14 protein-coding genes are annotated in these 16,508 nt (G+C 68.5%); 8 read left to right on the forward strand and 6 right to left on the reverse strand.

The genetic code is table 11. From position 1 onward, the window contains the following. The first annotated feature begins 1 nt into the window (after nt 1). The gene (locus IEY95_RS50220; RefSeq protein ID WP_268240526.1) at nt 2-136 is read left to right on the forward strand and encodes a hypothetical protein; all 135 of its coding nucleotides are present in this window, start codon (nt 2-4) and stop codon (nt 134-136) included. After that, nucleotides 133-2,523 carry a M4 family metallopeptidase gene (locus IEY95_RS30975; protein WP_189189473.1) on the forward strand — a complete coding sequence of 797 codons (2,391 nt, stop codon included), beginning with the start codon at nt 133-135 and terminating at the stop codon, nt 2,521-2,523. The genes IEY95_RS50220 and IEY95_RS30975 overlap by 4 nt, the downstream gene beginning before the upstream one ends. Before the next feature lie 79 nt (nt 2,524-2,602). Here IEY95_RS30975 and IEY95_RS30980 read toward each other — a convergent pair whose 3' ends face one another. Beyond that, complete coding sequence (locus tag IEY95_RS30980; RefSeq protein WP_189189474.1) at nt 2,603-3,040, reverse strand: Lrp/AsnC family transcriptional regulator; 438 nt, start codon at nt 3,038-3,040, stop codon at nt 2,603-2,605. Between the two features lie 170 nt (nt 3,041-3,210). Here IEY95_RS30980 and IEY95_RS30985 point away from each other — a divergent pair, with 170 nt between their 5' ends. After that, entirely contained in the window at nt 3,211-4,485 is a 1,275-nt protein-coding gene (locus IEY95_RS30985) for an ArgE/DapE family deacylase (RefSeq protein WP_189189475.1), read from the forward strand. Nucleotides 4,486-4,508: 23 nt separating this feature from the next. Here IEY95_RS30985 and IEY95_RS30990 read toward each other — a convergent pair whose 3' ends face one another. Continuing rightward, nucleotides 4,509-5,129 (reverse strand): L-threonylcarbamoyladenylate synthase, encoded by a 621-nt coding sequence (locus IEY95_RS30990; RefSeq protein WP_189189476.1) that lies wholly within the window; start codon nt 5,127-5,129, stop codon nt 4,509-4,511. A 112-nt stretch (nt 5,130-5,241) separates the two neighbouring features. Here IEY95_RS30990 and IEY95_RS30995 point away from each other — a divergent pair, with 112 nt between their 5' ends. Further along, on the forward strand, nt 5,242-6,315 hold the full coding sequence (locus IEY95_RS30995; protein WP_189189477.1) for an NAD(P)H-dependent amine dehydrogenase family protein: 1,074 nt from the start codon (nt 5,242-5,244) through the stop codon (nt 6,313-6,315). Between the two features lie 10 nt (nt 6,316-6,325). Further along, a complete protein-coding gene (locus IEY95_RS31000) occupies nt 6,326-6,805 on the forward strand; it encodes a carboxymuconolactone decarboxylase family protein (protein ID WP_189189726.1) in 480 nt (159 codons plus the stop codon). A gap of 64 nt (nt 6,806-6,869) precedes the next feature. Here the strand turns inward: IEY95_RS31000 and IEY95_RS31005 are convergent, their stop codons facing one another. Further along, nucleotides 6,870-8,513 (reverse strand): GMC oxidoreductase, encoded by a 1,644-nt coding sequence (locus IEY95_RS31005; protein ID WP_189189478.1) that lies wholly within the window; start codon nt 8,511-8,513, stop codon nt 6,870-6,872. Between the two features lie 250 nt (nt 8,514-8,763). Here IEY95_RS31005 and kstD point away from each other — a divergent pair, with 250 nt between their 5' ends. Beyond that, complete coding sequence (kstD, locus tag IEY95_RS31010; RefSeq protein ID WP_189189479.1) at nt 8,764-10,560, forward strand: 3-oxosteroid 1-dehydrogenase; 1,797 nt, start codon at nt 8,764-8,766, stop codon at nt 10,558-10,560. A gap of 266 nt (nt 10,561-10,826) precedes the next feature. Here the strand turns inward: kstD and IEY95_RS31015 are convergent, their stop codons facing one another. Further along, nucleotides 10,827-11,936, reverse strand: coding sequence for a PP2C family protein-serine/threonine phosphatase (locus IEY95_RS31015; RefSeq protein ID WP_189189480.1), 1,110 nt, complete (start codon nt 11,934-11,936; stop codon nt 10,827-10,829). 480 nt (nt 11,937-12,416) lie between these two features. After that, the gene (locus tag IEY95_RS31020) at nt 12,417-13,580 is read right to left on the reverse strand and encodes a S1 family peptidase (RefSeq protein ID WP_229703487.1); all 1,164 of its coding nucleotides are present in this window, start codon (nt 13,578-13,580) and stop codon (nt 12,417-12,419) included. 280 nt (nt 13,581-13,860) lie between these two features. Between IEY95_RS31020 and IEY95_RS31025 the strand changes: the two genes are divergently transcribed. Then, the gene (locus IEY95_RS31025; protein ID WP_189189482.1) at nt 13,861-14,706 is read left to right on the forward strand and encodes a DUF3626 domain-containing protein; all 846 of its coding nucleotides are present in this window, start codon (nt 13,861-13,863) and stop codon (nt 14,704-14,706) included. A 366-nt stretch (nt 14,707-15,072) separates the two neighbouring features. Here IEY95_RS31025 and IEY95_RS31030 read toward each other — a convergent pair whose 3' ends face one another. Continuing rightward, on the reverse strand, nt 15,073-15,261 hold the full coding sequence (locus tag IEY95_RS31030; protein ID WP_189189483.1) for a hypothetical protein: 189 nt from the start codon (nt 15,259-15,261) through the stop codon (nt 15,073-15,075). Between the two features lie 483 nt (nt 15,262-15,744). Between IEY95_RS31030 and IEY95_RS31035 the strand changes: the two genes are divergently transcribed. Further along, the gene (locus tag IEY95_RS31035; RefSeq protein WP_189189484.1) at nt 15,745-16,494 is read left to right on the forward strand and encodes a ZIP family metal transporter; all 750 of its coding nucleotides are present in this window, start codon (nt 15,745-15,747) and stop codon (nt 16,492-16,494) included. Nucleotides 16,495-16,508 lie beyond the last annotated feature (14 nt).

Below are 16,508 nucleotides of genomic sequence, written 5' to 3' on the forward strand. Positions count from 1 at the left end.
CATGCAGGTCGCGCAGGGCCTGCGCACGGTCACGCTCCCGCACACCCCAGCTCAGCTCGTCCCGGACAGCACATCCCGTCTGCCCGGTCTGTCACCGGCCGTCGACGCGCGGCCGTCGCAGAAGGAGTACGAGTGAGACGCATCCCCCGTCAGGCGACCGCGGCCGGAGCCCTCGTGGCCACCGCCGCATTCCTGGCCGTTGGCATACAGGCGGTCCCGGCGGCCGCCAAACCCACCCCCCACCCCACCCCCCTGCGCACCGGCGGCCTGGAGGCCGAACTCACCCCGGCCCAGCACACGGCGCTGCTGAAGAAGGCGTCGAAGCAGACCGCGGCAACCGCCGACTCCCTCGGCCTGGGCGCCAAGGAGAAGCTGGTCGTCAAGGACGTCGTCAAGGACAACGACGGCACGGTGCACACCCGCTACGAGCGCACCTTCGCCGGACTCCCGGTGCTGGGCGGCGACCTGGTCGTGCACACCCCGCCGGCCTCCCTGGCCTCCGGCACGGTGAGCACCACCTTCAACACCAAGCACACCATCAAGGTCCCCTCCACCACTGCGACGTTCACCAAGTCGGCGGCCGCGAGCAAGGCGCTGAAGATCGCCAAGACCCTCGCCGCGGAAAAGCCCGCCACCGACAGCGCCCGCAAGGTGATCTGGGCCGGTACCGGTACCCCCAAGCTCGCCTGGGAGACCGTGATCAGCGGCCTCCAGGACGACGGCACCCCGAGCAAGCTGCACGTCATCACCGACGCCACGACCGGCAAGGAACTCCACCGCTACCAGGGCATCGAGACCGGCACCGGCAACACCCAGTACAGCGGCACGGTGACGCTCAACACGACCCTGTCCGGCTCGACGTACCAGCTGTACGACACCACGCGCGGTGGCCACAAGACGTACAGCCTCAACAACGGCACGTCGGGCACGGGCACGTTGATGACCGACTCCGACGACACCTGGGGCACCGGATCCGGGTCCAACACCCAGACCGCAGGCGCCGACGCCGCGTACGGCGCCCAGACCACCTGGGACTTCTACAAGAACACGTTCGGCCGCAGCGGCATCAAGAACGACGGCGTCGCCGCCTACTCCCGCGTCCACTACAGCACGGCGTACGTCAACGCCTTCTGGGACGACGACTGCTTCTGCATGACCTACGGCGACGGCTCGGGCGGCACCCACGCCCTCACCTCGCTCGACGTGGCCGGCCACGAGATGAGCCACGGCGTCACCTCCAACACCGCGGGCCTGGACTACAGCGGTGAGTCCGGCGGCCTCAACGAGGCGACGTCCGACATCTTCGGCACCGGCGTGGAGTTCTACGCCGGCAACAGCAGCGACGTCGGCGACTACCTCATCGGCGAGAAGATCGACATCAACGGCGACGGCACGCCGTTGCGTTACATGGACGAGCCCGACAAGGACGGCGGCTCCGCCGACAGCTGGTACTCCGGCGTCGGCAACCTGGACGTCCACTACTCCTCGGGCCCGGCGAACCACATGTTCTATCTGCTCTCCGAGGGCAGCGGCACCAAGACCATCAACGGCGTCACCTACAACTCGCCGACCTCCGACGGTGTCGCCGTCGCGGGCATCGGCCGGGCCGCGGCGCTGCAGATCTGGTACAAGGCGCTGACGACGTACATGACGTCCAGCACCAACTACGCGGGCGCCCGGACCGCAGCCCTCAACGCCGCCACTGCCCTGTACGGCGCCAATTCCACCCAGTACGCGGGGGTGGCGAACGCCTTCGCGGGCATCAACGTCGGCGCCCACGTCACTCCGCCGTCGAGCGGCGTGACCGTCACCAACCCGGGCAGCCAGTCCTCCACCGTCGGTACGGCGGTGAGCCTGCAGATATCGGCGAGCAGCACCAACAGCGGCTCACTGACGTACGCCGCGACCGGACTGCCGACCGGCCTGTCGATCAACAGCTCGACCGGTGTCATCTCGGGCACCCCGACCACCGCCGGGACCTCCAGCACGACCGTCACCGTCACCGACAGCACCGGCGCGACCGGCACCGCCTCCTTCACCTGGACGGTCAGCTCCTCGGGCGGCGGCACCTGCACCTCGACCCAACTGCTCGGCAACCCGGGCTTCGAGTCCGGCAACACCACCTGGACCGCCACCAGCGGCGTCATCACCAACTCCAGCAGCGAGGCGGCCCACGGCGGCTCGTACAAGGCCTGGCTGGACGGCTACGGCTCCACTCACACCGACACGTTGTCCCAGTCGGTGACGGTCCCGTCCGGCTGCAAGGCCACCCTCACCTTCTACCTGCACATCGACAGCGCGGAGACCACCACCAGCACCCAGTACGACAAGCTGACGGTGACCGCCGGTTCGACCACTCTGGCGACCTACTCCAACCTCAACAAGGCCACCGGGTACACCCAGAAGTCCTTCGACCTGTCCTCGTTCGCCGGTACCACTGTCACGCTGAAGTTCAGCGGCGTCGAGGACTCCTCTCTCCAGACCAGCTTCGTCGTGGACGACACGGCCCTGACGACGAGCTGATCGGCACCACCTGACACCTCTGCGCCGGCCGCGACGTGACTCATCCGTGAGGACGAGCCGCGTCGCGGCCCCGTCCCGCTCACAGGCGTGGCCGGTCGATCAGCCGGGAGAGCACGATGACGCTCTCGGTGCGCTCGACGGGGGCGGTGGCTCGTACGCGCTGGATGGCCTGTTCCAGGTGAGTGATGTCCCTGGCCAGCATGTGAAGGACCGCGTCCGCGGCGCCGGAGACCGTACAGGCCTCGACGACCTCCGGGGTACCCTCCAGCGCCTGGCGCAGTTCCCCGGGAGTGGGGTTGCCCCGGCAGTAGACCTCGACGAATGCCTCGGTGCGCCAGGCCAGCGTCTGGGGGTCGACGATCGCCGTGAAACCACGGATCGCTCCGGTCGAGACCAAACGGTCGAGGCGACGCTTGGCGGCCGGCGCGGACAGCCCGGCGGCCTTGCCGATCTCGGCGTATGTGGACCGGGCGTTGCGCAGCACACAGCGGATGATCTCCTCATCGATCGAGTCCACGAACGGCCTCCGGGCGTCAGGGGAGTCAGGAGCGCGCAATAATTCTCTAAAGCGCGCAAAATATTGCAATGGATCGCCTGTGAGGGACAGGATATGGCGATTGTTTGCGTCGTTCTCGCAGCCATAGTCTCCGATCGTCCAGACGTCGACGTGCGGGGAGCCCAATCGCCATGACAGCGAACCTGAGCGATGTGGAAGCGGCCGCGCTGGCAGCGGTGGACGAAGTGACCATCGCCCGGGTGCTGCTGGAACTGCTTGCCGTTCCGAGCGTGACGGGCAGCGCCGCGGAGTCCGAGCTCCAGCACATCCTGGCCGGGCACCTGGAACGGCTGGATCTCGACGTCGACCTGTGGTCCATGAACGTGCCCGAGCTGCGCGCGCATCCCGACTTTCCGGGCTCTGAGGCCCCGCGCGAGGAGGCGTGGGGGCTGGTGGGCAGCACGGGGAACGGCGGTGATGGCCCTACCCTCATACTCCAGGGCCACGTAGACGTCGTACCACCCGGTGACCGCGCGCAGTGGGCGGGGGATCCGTTCGTCGCCCGCTGCGCCGGAGATGTGGTCCACGCCCGCGGCGCCTGCGACATGAAGGCCGGAGTAGCGGCTGTGCTCGCCGCCCTGGCGGCGATCCGCGACGCGGGCGCCGAGCTGCGCGGCCGTGTCGCGGCACACTTCGTGGTCAGCGAGGAAGACGGCGGGCTCGGCGCGTTCGGCACACTCCAGCGCGGCCATACCGGTGACGCCTGCATCATCACCGAACCGACCAGCGCCACGCTCGTGACCGCGAACGCCGGGGCACTGACCTTCCGGATCGAGGTGCCCGGCAAGGCCACCCACGGCAGCACCCGATACGCGGGAGTCAGCGCCCTCGACGCCTATCTGCCGATTCATCGCGCACTGGGCCGCCTTGAGGCCGCCCGCAACGTCGACCCGCATCCGCTGATGGCCGAATACCCCATCCCCTACCCGCTGTCCGTGGGCACGGTCCGTTCCGGCGACTGGGCCAGCAGCGTCCCCGACCTGCTCGTGGCCGAAGGAAGACTGGGTGTCCGGCTGGGTGAGGACCCGTCACAGGCGTGTACGGAACTGGAGACGTGCGTCGCCGAAGCCTGCGCGGACGATGCGTGGCTGCGAGACCACCCCGCCACGGTGACCTGGCCCGGCGGCCAGTTCGCCAGCGGACGTCTGCCGGCCGGGCACCCGCTCGCCGTGGCGGTCGGTGGCGCGCACGCCGAGGTCACCGGAAGTCACCGACCGCACGAACACGGCGCGCCCTACGGCAGCGACCTGCGGCTGTACTGCACGGCGGGCATACCCACCGTGCAGTACGGACCCGGCGACGTGCGACTGGCGCACGGGCCGCGGGAGCAGGTACATCTTGCCGAAGTCGCGACCGTCACCCGTTCGTTGGTGCTCGCCGCACTGCGCACGGTCGGCACCAAATAGCAGGTGCCGTGGGCGATCCCGGACTACTCGAACCGTGAGGGATCGCCGGCCCCCAGACGGACGACCTCCGGCTCTGGGCCGGAGAAGTCGATGACAGTCGTCGGCTCGGTGCCGCAGTCACCGGAGTCGATCACCGCGTCCACCGCGTGATCGAGCTGCTCCTTGATCTCCCAGCCCTGGGTGAGGGGTTTGTCCTCGTGCGGCAGGAGAAGGGTGCTCGACAACATCGGTTCGCCGAGTTCGGCCAGGAGCGCCTGGGCGACGACATGGTCGGGGATCCTCACCCCGACCGTCTTCTTCTTCGGATGCAGCAGCCTGCGGGGCGCCTCCTTCGTCGCGGGGAGGATGAAGGTGTAGTTGCCGGGGGTCGCCGCCTTGACCGTACGGAACACCGCGTTGTCGACGCGTACGAAGTGGCCCAGCTGCGCGAAGTCCTGGCACATCAGGGTGAAGTGGTGGCGCTCGTCGAGCTGGCGGATCGAGCGGATGCGGTCGAGCCCCTCCCGGTTGCCCAGCGCGCACCCGAGCGCGAAGCAGGAGTCCGTCGGATAGACGATGAGCCCTCCGGAGCGAACGATGTCGACCACCTGCCCGATGATGCGCCGCTGCGGGTTTTCCGGGTGCACGTCGAAGTACTTGGCCATGCGCCGAGCTTAGATCCGCGGCGCGGCCGTCCGGGCGACCGGCGCTCGCCCCACACATCTTCACCGCTCTTGGCTATAGGAACCTTGCGGTCCTCTCGCTACCCTCCGCCGCATGATTTCCACGGTGGTCTGGGGTACCGGCAACGTCGGCCGCGCGGCCATCCGCGCCGTCGAGGCCCATCCGGCGCTGAAACTCGCGGCCGTGCTCGTGCACAACCCCGACAAGGTCGGCCGCGACGCCGGTGACCTCGGCGGGCTCGACCACGGACTGGGCGTCGCGGCGACCGACGACATCGACGCCGTGCTGGCCGCCGGACCGCAGGCCGTGGTGTACGCGGCGTCCGGCGACATCCGGCCCGACGAGGCCCTCGCCGACATCGGCAGGGCGATCCGCGCCGGTGCGGCGGTCGTCACCCCCGCGCTCTACCCCCTCTACGACCAGCGCAATGCCCCGCCCGAGTTCCGCGATCCGGTGCTCGCCGCCATCGAGGACGGCGGCGGCTCGCTGTTCGTCTCCGGTGTCGACCCCGGTTGGGGCAACGACGTACTGCCCCTGTTGATCAGCGGACTCGGCACCGAGGTGGACGCGATCCGCTGCCAGGAGATCTTCGACTACTCCACGTACGAGCAGGAAGAATCCGTTCGGTATCTGGTCGGCATGGGCCAGCCGATGGACTACGAACCGCTCATGCTCGCGCCGTCGATCCCCACCATGGTGTGGGGCGGGCAGGTACGGCTGATGGCCAGGGCGCTGGGCGCCGAACTCGACGAGATCCGCGAGACCGTGGAGCGGCGCTCGCTCGAAGCCACGGTGAGCACGCGCACGATGGGCGAGTTCGAAGCCGGAACCCAAGGTGCGGTCCGGTTCGAGGTGCAGGGGATCGTCGGGGGCGAACCCCGGATCGTCGTCGAGCACGTCACCCGCATCCACCCGTCCTGCGCACCGGACTGGCCGACACCGCCCGACGGCGACGGAGCCCATCGCGTGATCATCGAGGGGCGCCCCCGCATCCAGGTCACCGTGGAGGCCACCGACGAAGGCGAGAACCGCTCCGCGGGCGGGAACGCCACCGCGGTCGGCCGGCTGGTGGGCGCCATCGACTGGCTCGTGGACGCGGAACCGGGACTCTATGACGCGCTCGACGTCCCGCTGCGTCCCGCAGTCGGCAGACTGGGAAGGAAGTGACCCCATGACCATGCACATCGACATCCCCGAGGGCCAGGAGCCGATCGGGTACGTGTGGGGCGAGATGGTCCCCGGCATCGGCCTGGCGGCCGCGAACTTCTCGCTGTCGGTCTACGAGCACACAACTCTGGGACTGCGCGAGTTCGAGGCCGCGCGGCTGCGCATCGCGCAGATCAACGGGTGCCTGTTCTGCCTCGACTGGCGCACGGAGCGGGACGGGCAGAAGGTCGAGGAGGAGTTCGCCGACGCGGTGACCCAGTGGCGTACCACGGACGCCTTCGACGACCGCACCCGGCTGGCCGCGGAGTACGCCGAGCGGTACGCACTGGATCACCACGGTCTGGACGACGAGTTCTGGACTCGGATGACCGCGCATTACAGCCAGCGCGAGGTCGTGGAGCTGAGCATGAGCATCGGCTCCTGGCTGGCATTCGGCCGGCTCAACCATGTGCTGGGCCTGGACACGGTGTGCGTGCTGCCCACCCACTGAACGGGCCCGGGCCGGTTGAGGGGACCCGGCACGGTTTCGGGCCGTCCGGTCGTACCGGCCGGCGCTACAGGTCGGTGGCGATGATCTTCTCGATGTTCCGTTCGGCGAGCGCCGTGATGGTGACGAACGGGTTGACGCTCGTGTTGCCGGGGATCAGCGAGCCGTCGATGACGTACAGGCCTGAATAGCCCTGGAGACGGCCGTAGTTGTCGGTGGCCTTGTTGAGCACAGCGCCGCCGAGCGGGTGGTACGTGAGGTGGTCGCCCCAGATCTTGTACACGCCGAACAGGTCGGTCCGGTAGATCGTCCCCTCCTTTGCGTTGATCTTGTCGAAGATCGACTTGGCCATGTCGATGCCCGGCTGCTTCCAGGCGGTCTGCCAGTTCAGATCGACGTTGCCGGTGGCGGCGTTCCACGAGAACTGGGCGCGATTCGGGTTGTTGGTGATGGACAGATAGAACGACGCGTAGGTCTCGATCCCGGTGGGCAGCGGCGCGACCTCGGCGAACGCGCCACCGGCGGTCCAGTTGTCGATGCCGCCGCAGGGGATGCTCGACTGGAGCGCGCCGGTCGGGTCCCACAGGTGGTTGGCGCGCCCGCACATGACGTTGCCGTTGTCGCCCCAGCCCTTGCCGATCTGGTCGTTGAGGCCGGGCAGTGCCCCGGTGGCCTTCAGCTTGACCAGCAGTTTGCTGGTGCCGACGCTGCCGGCCGCGAAGAACACCCGGTCCGCGGTGACCGTCTTGGTGGCCGTGGTGTCGCCGGTGGTGTTGATCTGGTCGATGAGGACCGTGTAGCCGCCACCGGCCGCCGGGGAGACCGAAGTCACCTTGTGCAGCGGTGAGATGGTGACCTTGCCGGTTGCCTTGGCCTGGGCGAGGTAGGTCTTCTGCAGGGACTTCTTGCCGTAGTTGTTGCCGTAGAGGATCTCGCCCGCCAGCGCCGACTTGGGGACGGTTCCGGCGGCCTCCTGCTCCATGTAGCCCCAGTCGTACACGTCGGGTACGAAGACGAAGGGGAATCCGGAACGCTGGGCCTGCTTACGGCCGACCCGCGCGTACTGGTAGCAGTCGGTGCTGTCGAACCACGTCGGGTCCACGGTGGCGACCCCGAGTCCGGCACGGGCGCGCGGGTAGTAAGTGCCGTACATCTCGTCGGCGTTCACCGAGGGGAGGATGGCGCCGAAGTTCTCCCTCTTGGGGGTGACCGCCATGCCGCCGTTGACCAGTGAGCCGCCGCCGACGCCGCGACCCTGGTACACGATGATCTGGCCCATCTCCTCGGCGTCCAGGATTCCCGTGTAGCGGGGGACGTCCTTGTCGATCGGAAAGCCGAGGAAGTTGCTGATGGGCTGCTTGGTCCTGGTGCGCAGCCAGTACGACCGGTAGTCCGGGCTCGTCGTGTTGGCGAAGATCTTGCCGTCCGAGCCCGGGGTGTCCCAGGCCATGCCCATCTCGACCATCTGTACGTCGATACCGGCCTGGGCCAGTCGTAGGGCGGCCACCGAGCCGCCGTATCCGGTGCCGATCACCAGGACGGGGACATGGGCACCGGAGGGGATCGACGCGGCCGCCGTGACGAGCGGCGCCTCGGCCGCGATGGCGCGACCCGCCAGGGATACGGCACCAATAATAGAACTGGTTCCAGCCATGAATCTTCTGCGCGAGACACCTCTGGATGCCTTGTTTTGCTGGGCAGTGTCACTCATGTGACGCTCCTCACTCTCGATGAGTGGGAACACGTTCTACTGTTGCTTGCTTGTTAAGTCACTACATACCTCTAGGTAACTTGTGTCCGATCTTGGGGTGATCTGGAGCGATGGGTCGTGCGTGTCTTGACTTCACAAGACCCTCGCGCGACAGTCCCTGACGCCGCATCAGAAATACTGCAACGGGGGCCCGTTGGCTCCAGGAGTACGGCACGCCTCACATCCCTTCGCCCTGCTGGAGCGCCCTGCCATGCCCATGAGCGCGGATCCCGTCAGACGTACCGAATCCTCCTCGGCGCCCGGTCCGTCGCGGCGCCATGTGCTCGGCGCCGCGACGGGTGCCGGGCTCGCGCTCGCGGCAGGCCTCCCAGGTGTCACCGAGGCGGCCGATCTGCCCCTGCTCGGCACGTACGACGTCGTGGTGATCGGTTCCGGAGCGGCGGGCATGACCGCCGCGCTGACGGCCGCGAAGCAGGGACTGAGTTGTGTCGTCGTGGAGAAGGCGGCCACCTTCGGGGGCTCGGCGGCACGCTCCGGCGCGGGCATCTGGATCCCGAACAACCCGGTGATCCTCGCCGCCGGCGTCCTCGACACCCCGGCGAAGGCCGCCATGTACCTCTCCGCGGTGGTCGGCCCCGATGTCTCCGCCGACCGTCAACAGGCCTTCCTCGGCCACGGACCCGCCATGATCTCCTTCGTCATGGCCAACAGCCCGCTCCGCTTCCGCTGGATGGAGGGCTACAGCGACTACTACCCCGAGCTGCCCGGCGGGCTGCCGAACGGCCGCTCCATCGAGCCCGACCAGCTCGACGGGAACATCCTCGGCGCCGAACTCGCCCACCTGAACCCGTCGTACATGACGGTCCCGAGCGGCATGGTCGTCTTCAGCGCCGACTACAAATGGCTCACCCTCTCCGCCGTCAGTGCGAAGGGCGCCGCAGTCGCCACCGAATGCCTCGCCCGCGGGACCAAGGCGGCACTGCTCGGCCAGAAGCCCCTGACGATGGGCCAGTCGCTGGCGGCCGGCCTGCGCGCCGGACTGCTCGCCGCCCAGGTGCCGGTGTGGTTGAACACCCCGCTGTCCGATCTGTATATGGAGAACGGAGCCGTCACCGGCGCCGTGGTCACCCAGAACGGCACATCAGGCCTGGTCAGGGCCCGGTGCGGGGTGATCGTCGGCTCGGGCGGCTTCGAGCACAACGCGGCCATGCGCGCCCAGTACCAGCGGCAGCCCATCGGCACGGCGTGGACGGTGGGCGCCAAGGAGAACACCGGCGACGGCATCCGGGCGGGGGAGAGGGCCGGCGCCGCGCTCGACCTCATGGACGACGCCTGGTGGGGCCCGGCGATCCCGCTGCCCGACCAGCCCTACTTCTGTCTCGCCGAACGCACCCTGCCCGGCGGGCTGTTGGTCGACGCCGCCGGGGCGCGCTTCGTCAACGAGGGCGCACCCTACAGCGATGTCGTGCACACCATGTACGAGCGCAACGCCACCGCGCCCGACATCCCGGCCTGGCTGATCGTCGACCAGAACTACCGCAACCGCTACCTGTTCAAGGACGTCGTGCCGACGTTCACATTCCCCGACGCGTGGTACACGTCCGGCGCCGCATGCAAGGCCTGGACGCTGGACGCCCTGGCCGCCGCCATCGGCGTACCCGCGGCCGCCCTGCGCACGACGGTCAACCGCTTCAACGGCCTCGCCCGGAACGGCAAGGACACCGACTTCCACCGTGGCGACAGCGTCTACGACCACTACTACACGGACCCCGCGATCCTCCCCAACTCCTGTCTGGCCCCCCTGTGGCTGGCCCCGTACTACGCCTTCAAGATCGTCCCCGGTGATCTGGGCACCAAGGGCGGACTGTGCACGGACGCCCGCGCCCGCGTGCTGCGTGCGGACGGCTCCGTGATCCCCGGCCTGTACGCGGCCGGGAACGCGAGCGCGGCGGTCATGGGGCACAGCTATGCGGGCGCCGGTTCGACGATCGGTCCGGCGATGACGTTCGGGTACATAGCGGCGCTGGACATCGCGGCGACGGCCTGATCGCGCAGGGTTTGTCGTGCACGGCACGCCCGAGCGCGTCGAGCCGATCGCGAGAGGCCCCCAGCGCGTCAATGCGTACGAATGGCATGTCGGCGTCCTCCCTCCAGATGGTCGGCCGCCTTCATGATCGCGATCGTACATACTAGTAAGTACAATTTCCACGGTCCGCTCACGACCAGCACATTCACCACCAGCCGACGCAGGATCGCCGCTTGCCTGGTGGGAGATGCTGAGCTCTTCGAGCGCCGATGGGCTGACGGGGGCGCTCACCCCTGGTCGCCGTCCGACAGTGGTGTGAGCACCAGCATCGTGACGTCGTCGCGCACCGTGGCGCAGAACTCGACGAGGTCCTCCCACAGGCCCTCGATGAGTGCGGTCGGCGAGTCCTCGGCGAACTTGGCCAGGCGATCGGTCAACGGATAGAAGGCGCCGGTGTCGTCTCGGCCCTCGGTGACTCCGTCGGACGCCAGGAACAGCCGGTCACCGCGCTCCAGCGGGACGGTGCGCCCTTGCGGCGGACAGGCGCCGACGAGCCCGAGGCCCACCGGAGCCCCCGGCTCGAGATCCAGTTCGATGGCCTCCGCACCGCGCAGGAGCAGCGGATGAGGATGCCCGCACGACACCAGCCGCACCGCATCGGCGCTGGGCGAGAACTCCAGGAGCAGGGCGGTCGCGAACAGCTCGGCATGCTCTGTTCCCGCGGAGTCCACGACCAGCCTGCGATCGAGCCGGGCCGCCACCGCCCCCAGGTCGCGCTGGTCGAGCACTGCCTCCCGGAACGCCCCGAGGAGTGATGCGACCGTCCCCACGGCCGAGAGCCCATGCCCTTGCACATCACCCACGACGGCCCGGACTCCATAGGGCCCCTCACGTACATCGAAGAAGTCACCGCCGACCAGCGTCTCGCGCTGTGCCGCCCGGTACAGACCGGCGCAGAGCAGCGGGCCGACGCGCTCGGGAAGCGGCGGCAGGACGGCGCGCTGGGCGGCCTCCGCGACGGTCCGCACCGTGACCAGGTGCGCCTCCCGTCGGGCGCGTATCAGGGATACGAACACGCTCAGCACGGCGATGAAGGTGATGGTCCACAAGTCGGTATTGCCCGGGCGGTTGAGCTGCAGAGCAGGGACATTCAGGAGAAGGATGACGACGACTCCGAAGATGCCCGTCGCCACAGGGCCGTAGGAGAGCACGGCCAGCGACGGAATCGTGCCCAGCAGAAAGCCGATGTCGAGCGGATGGTCACTCCCGAGCTCGGCCGCGCAGACAGCCACCAGCAGGGTCGGCGGCAGGGCCCGCACCCAGCGCGGGGGCGGCGAGCCACGCAGCCATCCCGACTCCTCACCGTCCTGTCGCCCGGAAGCGGCCCTGCTGGCCATCACACTCCTCCTCACATCACCACGCTCCTCCGTTCGTCCTCACCGCGCATTCCGATCCACTCGCGAAGGTCGACGGCAGCGCGACGAGCACGATCGCCCAGTCCGCCGCCATCCGTGCGATGGCTCGTCGCACGCGCACGAGGGCCCTACGCAGTCACACGGCTGCGCTCCGTGGCGTACGCGGCGCTGTCGGCGGCCCCGACCTGGCGGCCGCCGCAGCCCCGCACTGCGGCCTGCGGCCGTTGACGAGGTCGGAACCCATGCCCGGCGTGCCGGGCAGGTCTGCCAGGCCCAGGGCCTCGGAATCACCGGAGGAGAAGCAGGGGCTGGTCGACGTTTGCGACGGCCGCCACCGCCCGAGGGTTCCGGCCGACGCGCGCATGGGGGCGTCGGCCGGAACCTGTTGTGCTCACTGCCGCCGTACACGTTCCGGCACTTGGACGGTGTGGGAACGGTCGGTGGCGCCGGCGGCGGGTTCGGTCAGGCGGTGTGGAGGGTGAGCCCGTAGCGGTTCAGGATCTCGTTGACCGGCTGGTACCAGGTTTCGCCGCCGCTGCTGCAGTTGCCCCAGCCGCCCGAGGTGACGCCCTGGGCCTGGTCGCCGCTGATGAAGGAGCCGCCGGAGTCCCCGGGTTCGGCGCAGACGCTCGTCTTCGTCATCTCGTGCACGGCGCCCTGGCTGTAGTTGACGGTCTCGTTCTTGGCGAGCACAGTGCCGCAGTGCCAGTGGGAGGTGGAGCCCGAACGGCAGATGGACGCACCGACAGGAGCCTCCGCCGATCCGCGGACGAGCTGGTCGGAGACGGTCCCCCAGCCCAGGACGACCGGCACGGTCCACCAGCCGCTGCCGACGTTGACCCACGCGTAGTCGTTGTCGGGGAAGGAGGAACCCTGGAAGTTGCCGATGTAGCTGTGGTCCCAGCCGCTCACGCCGGCTCCGGGCTGTCCGCAGTGTCCGGCGGTGACGAAGCCCCCGTACACGGAGAAGCCGATGGAGCAGCGGACGTTGCCCGTGTAGTAGGGGTCTCCGCCCACTGTTCCGGCGGCGAGAGTGCGTGGCGCCTGCCGTGTCTCTTGGACGATCACCGGTCCGGCCTGGCGAGCGCGCCCCAGAAACGTCCGGACATCGTTGTCATTCTGTCGTGCGCCGACCACGCTGACGACGACCGAGTTGCTCTTGGGATCGACATGCCAGCCACTGACGCTTCGCGGGGCGTCGAGGGTGTCGATCCTCGCCATGGCGGCGTCGAGCTGTCGTTCGGTGTGCTCCACAAGAGCGACCCGGGCGCCCGTGGCCTCAACGGCCCTCTTCTGCGCACTGTCGGCGATCGCGACGGTGAGTCGGCCGCTGTCCGCCTCGAACCATGAGCCACCGTACGAGCCTCCCGCGGCACGGCGGGCGGCTCGCTCGACGGCGCGCGCCGTCGACTCGGCCTTGAGCCGGGCGGTGGCCTGGCTGTTCGACAGGCCAAGATCCCGCTCCATGGCGGTGATCAGGGCCGAGGATCCCAGCGCACCAGTCGCGGAGGAGGACGTGGCGGCGGGGGCGTCGGCCGCGGACGCTTGGGTCGTCAGGGCGGCGGCCACGGTGCTCACCAGCAAGGCCGCGGACAAGCCGACCCGCAGAACAGTCTTGCGTCTCAAGGGAGTTGCCTTTCGTCGTTCCGTCATGGGGGAGTGGAGCGGAAGGGCAGTGAGAGCGCTCTCACGCGTGTGCGTCGATGAGGTTAGTCACGGATCATGAGCAGGTCCATGCCAATGCAAGCCATTGCTCGACCCGCGGCTACTGGTGAAGAGGCAGTGTTCAAACGCTGCGCTATTCGACGTGCGTGGTTGGTGCTGGGACTGATGGACTGCGCGCAAGGCTCCAGGGTTCTCACAAACTGAGGTGCGTTGGGCGGTGCCGTCCGCGCACACTCCACGCATGGGTGCTGACAGCGCCGTATCGCTTCAGGAGAAGGCTCTGCAGCATGTCGCAGGGTCGTGCGAGGGAGAGCCGCTCGCTCGTGACCTACGGGTGACGATGCACTTCCATCCCGATCGTTCCGCAGGGGACCGTCTGATCCTGGCCCAGATGGCAGAAGACGGCGTCTGTCGGTCACAGTTCGCGACAGGCGCGGGCAACGGTGGGCTGACTGCTCACCCTGGTGGTGACCGATGGCGTTGGGAGAGCCGTATTTTTGGCGGCGCGTACGATGACGCCTCAGTTGATCAGCGCCCTGTATACGGTGCGTTGAACTATCGTCGTGATCCGATCGGTGGTGCGCCGCGGTTCGGCTCCTCGTACTTCAGACTCAACACCGAGGCCCTCAGGCGCACCACATTCTGCTACCCCGACAGTTCTACTGAGCCTTCCGACTTCGGCATAGCCGACCGCTGCTCGCTCATCGAGCTTGCCGAGGCGGACAATCTGGACGCTTTGGATGATCACGTCGAGGCGCAGATCCATGGACCGCTCAGGTTCGACTGTGACGTAGAGGCGCTGGTGTTGGATCCCAGCTATCGCGGCACAGACGTCGAAAACGCAGCCGGCCGTCTTCCATGCCCAATCGAATGGCATCCCGGTTTTCGGCTCAGCGTGGCTGAACTGCGACGTCACTCGAGCTACCGCGGACAGGAATACGTTGATTTGGGTGCTGAAATCGCCGTTGATTGCTGGCTCAATCCCAAGATTATCGGGGATGCCGCCCGCACGGGCCGATACGGCCTTCAGGATCTCAAGAAGGTCTGGCGCTGCCTCGCCCGCTTCGGGGAACGCACCACCTGCTGACGAGGAAGCGTCACCTTGGGGCCGCCCCCTACCGGGTGGCTGTTGAGGCCCCACCTGATAGGGCGTCATTCTGCAGCTCTGAGGGTTGCGAGGTAGCCGGCCCAGCTGTCCTGGGCAGTGCCGCCCACGCATTCGCGGTGTTCCTGTGGACGCCGAAGGGGTCGCTGATGATGATCGGCGGTAGGTCCCCGGCCCTACCGAACAAGGCCGTGTCAGCGCCACGGTCAACCTGACGCGGGGCTGCACCCGCGAACCTCCTACCAGGCCAAACGGCGCTGTCGTCACCGTACGCAATGTTGCATTTGATGCAAGTCAGCGCGTTTTCGGCCAGAGCTTCGGCATAGTCGCATGATGTCCGGTTCGTGATCACGTGAGACCGAATAGTGCGAGTGGGCGTTTCGGGTCGCGGGAGTTGGCGCGGAAGGCAGCGGCGATGTTGTGGGTGCCGGCGATGCGTAAGGCGCCGATGGCGAAGTTGCTCCAGGCCGCCATGGTGCGGGGCGCGCTGCGAGTCCGAACCTGTGAGGCGTCCTCGGCGAACGTGGTGTCCCTCACGTGGTGCAGGGCCTCGATCTGCCAAGCGCCGCGGCGTCGATGTCTCGGAAGGGGCAGGTCGCCCAGGGCCGGAAGCGAGGGCTCGTCGGTCCGGCTCGGCCACCAGTGGTCGACGATGTGGTCCGTGAGGGAGATTTCGCCGTCGCGTGGGTCGACGAACTCGCCACGCTTGGCGTCTTCGCTCGTATCGAACGAGCGGTCCTGGACTCCAGGGGTCCCTTTGAACCGGTAGCGCGTAACCGGCCAATGTGAGGTCCTCCCGACGGTGTGCTGATCACGAGCTGGTTGTGATCAGGACCCGATCATCCTGGCATGCCCCCGCCATCAACGTCTTGCTCACGACAGCCCGCGTCGGGCGACGCCCGGTGGACCCCCTTCACACGGACGGCCCAGGGAGCGGGCCGGGCACATGCGGCCGGGCGGGAGCTGTGGAAGCGTCACGAGCAACCGATCCCATTCCCCGCTGCTCATGAAGGGCCGACGGTGGTTGCTGCGGTTGCCGAGACGGAAGCTCGACTCGCGCTGTCCTGGGGGGAATTCCGCCTCGGCCAGTACCTGGGGCTGATCCTGATCGCAGTGGGGACGCTGGTCGGCGCATGGCTGGGGCGCCGGTGGTCACACCGCTCGACGATGCTGCTCGGCGCCGCGTCCGGGGTGCTGCTGGCGGTGGCCGGCGCCGACATCGTGCCGCACGCCCTGCACGAGGCGGAGGAGCAGGACCTCACGGGCTGGATCGTGCCGGTCGTCGTCGTCGCGGCCTTCGCTCTCGCCTCGGCGGCGCACGTCCTGCGCAGACAGGGTGAGCCGGGGCGGCTTCTGGGCGCCGGAACGGCCGTCGCCCTTGTGCTGCACCGGCTGGTCGAGGGCATGACGGTGGCTCTGCTGGCCTCGGTTCCCGTGGTGGCGGCGCTGACCGTGCACTCCGTCAGCGAGGGACTCGCGTTGACGGCGGTCCTCGACGCGCGCGGCCGAAGGCCCTTGACGCCGTGGCTGGTCGCCGTCTGCGTGAGCCCGCTCGTGGGCGGCTGGATCACCCTGGTGGCACCCGTGCCGGAGTGGACGCACGTGCTGCTGCTCGCCGTCGTCGCGGGCGTGCTGTTGCGGAACGCGGGCACCGCCCTGGCCCTGGCCCGGCGCCGGCACCTGGCCGGGGCGCTGCCGGCAGCGCCCGTGCTGCTCGCGCTCGGCTCGGCTGCCGCCGTCACCACGGCGGCCGTGCTGGTCCTGCGCTGACCGCGCCGATCGTG

It is taken from the genome of Streptomyces albiflavescens, from assembly GCF_014645835.1.
Lineage (GTDB): Bacteria > Actinomycetota > Actinomycetes > Streptomycetales > Streptomycetaceae > Streptomyces > Streptomyces albiflavescens.

Bases quoted from the DNA above. Each gene is read 5' to 3' on its own strand.
- IEY95_RS50220 (WP_268240526.1), top strand. From the start codon at position 2: ATGCAGGTCGCGCAGGGCCTGCGCACGGTCACGCTCCCGCACACCCCA.
- IEY95_RS30990 (WP_189189476.1), bottom strand. From the start codon at position 5,129: ATGGCCAAGTACTTCGACGTGCACCCGGAAAACCCGCAGCGGCGCATC.
- IEY95_RS31015 (WP_189189480.1), bottom strand. From the start codon at position 11,936: ATGGCCAGCAGGGCCGCTTCCGGGCGACAGGACGGTGAGGAGTCGGGA.
- IEY95_RS31000 (WP_189189726.1), top strand. From the start codon at position 6,326: ATGCACATCGACATCCCCGAGGGCCAGGAGCCGATCGGGTACGTGTGG.
- IEY95_RS31025 (WP_189189482.1), top strand. From the start codon at position 13,861: ATGGGTGCTGACAGCGCCGTATCGCTTCAGGAGAAGGCTCTGCAGCAT.
- IEY95_RS30985 (WP_189189475.1), top strand. From the start codon at position 3,211: ATGACAGCGAACCTGAGCGATGTGGAAGCGGCCGCGCTGGCAGCGGTG.
- kstD (WP_189189479.1), top strand. From the start codon at position 8,764: ATGCCCATGAGCGCGGATCCCGTCAGACGTACCGAATCCTCCTCGGCG.
- IEY95_RS30995 (WP_189189477.1), top strand. From the start codon at position 5,242: ATGATTTCCACGGTGGTCTGGGGTACCGGCAACGTCGGCCGCGCGGCC.
- IEY95_RS31005 (WP_189189478.1), bottom strand. From the start codon at position 8,513: ATGAGTGACACTGCCCAGCAAAACAAGGCATCCAGAGGTGTCTCGCGC.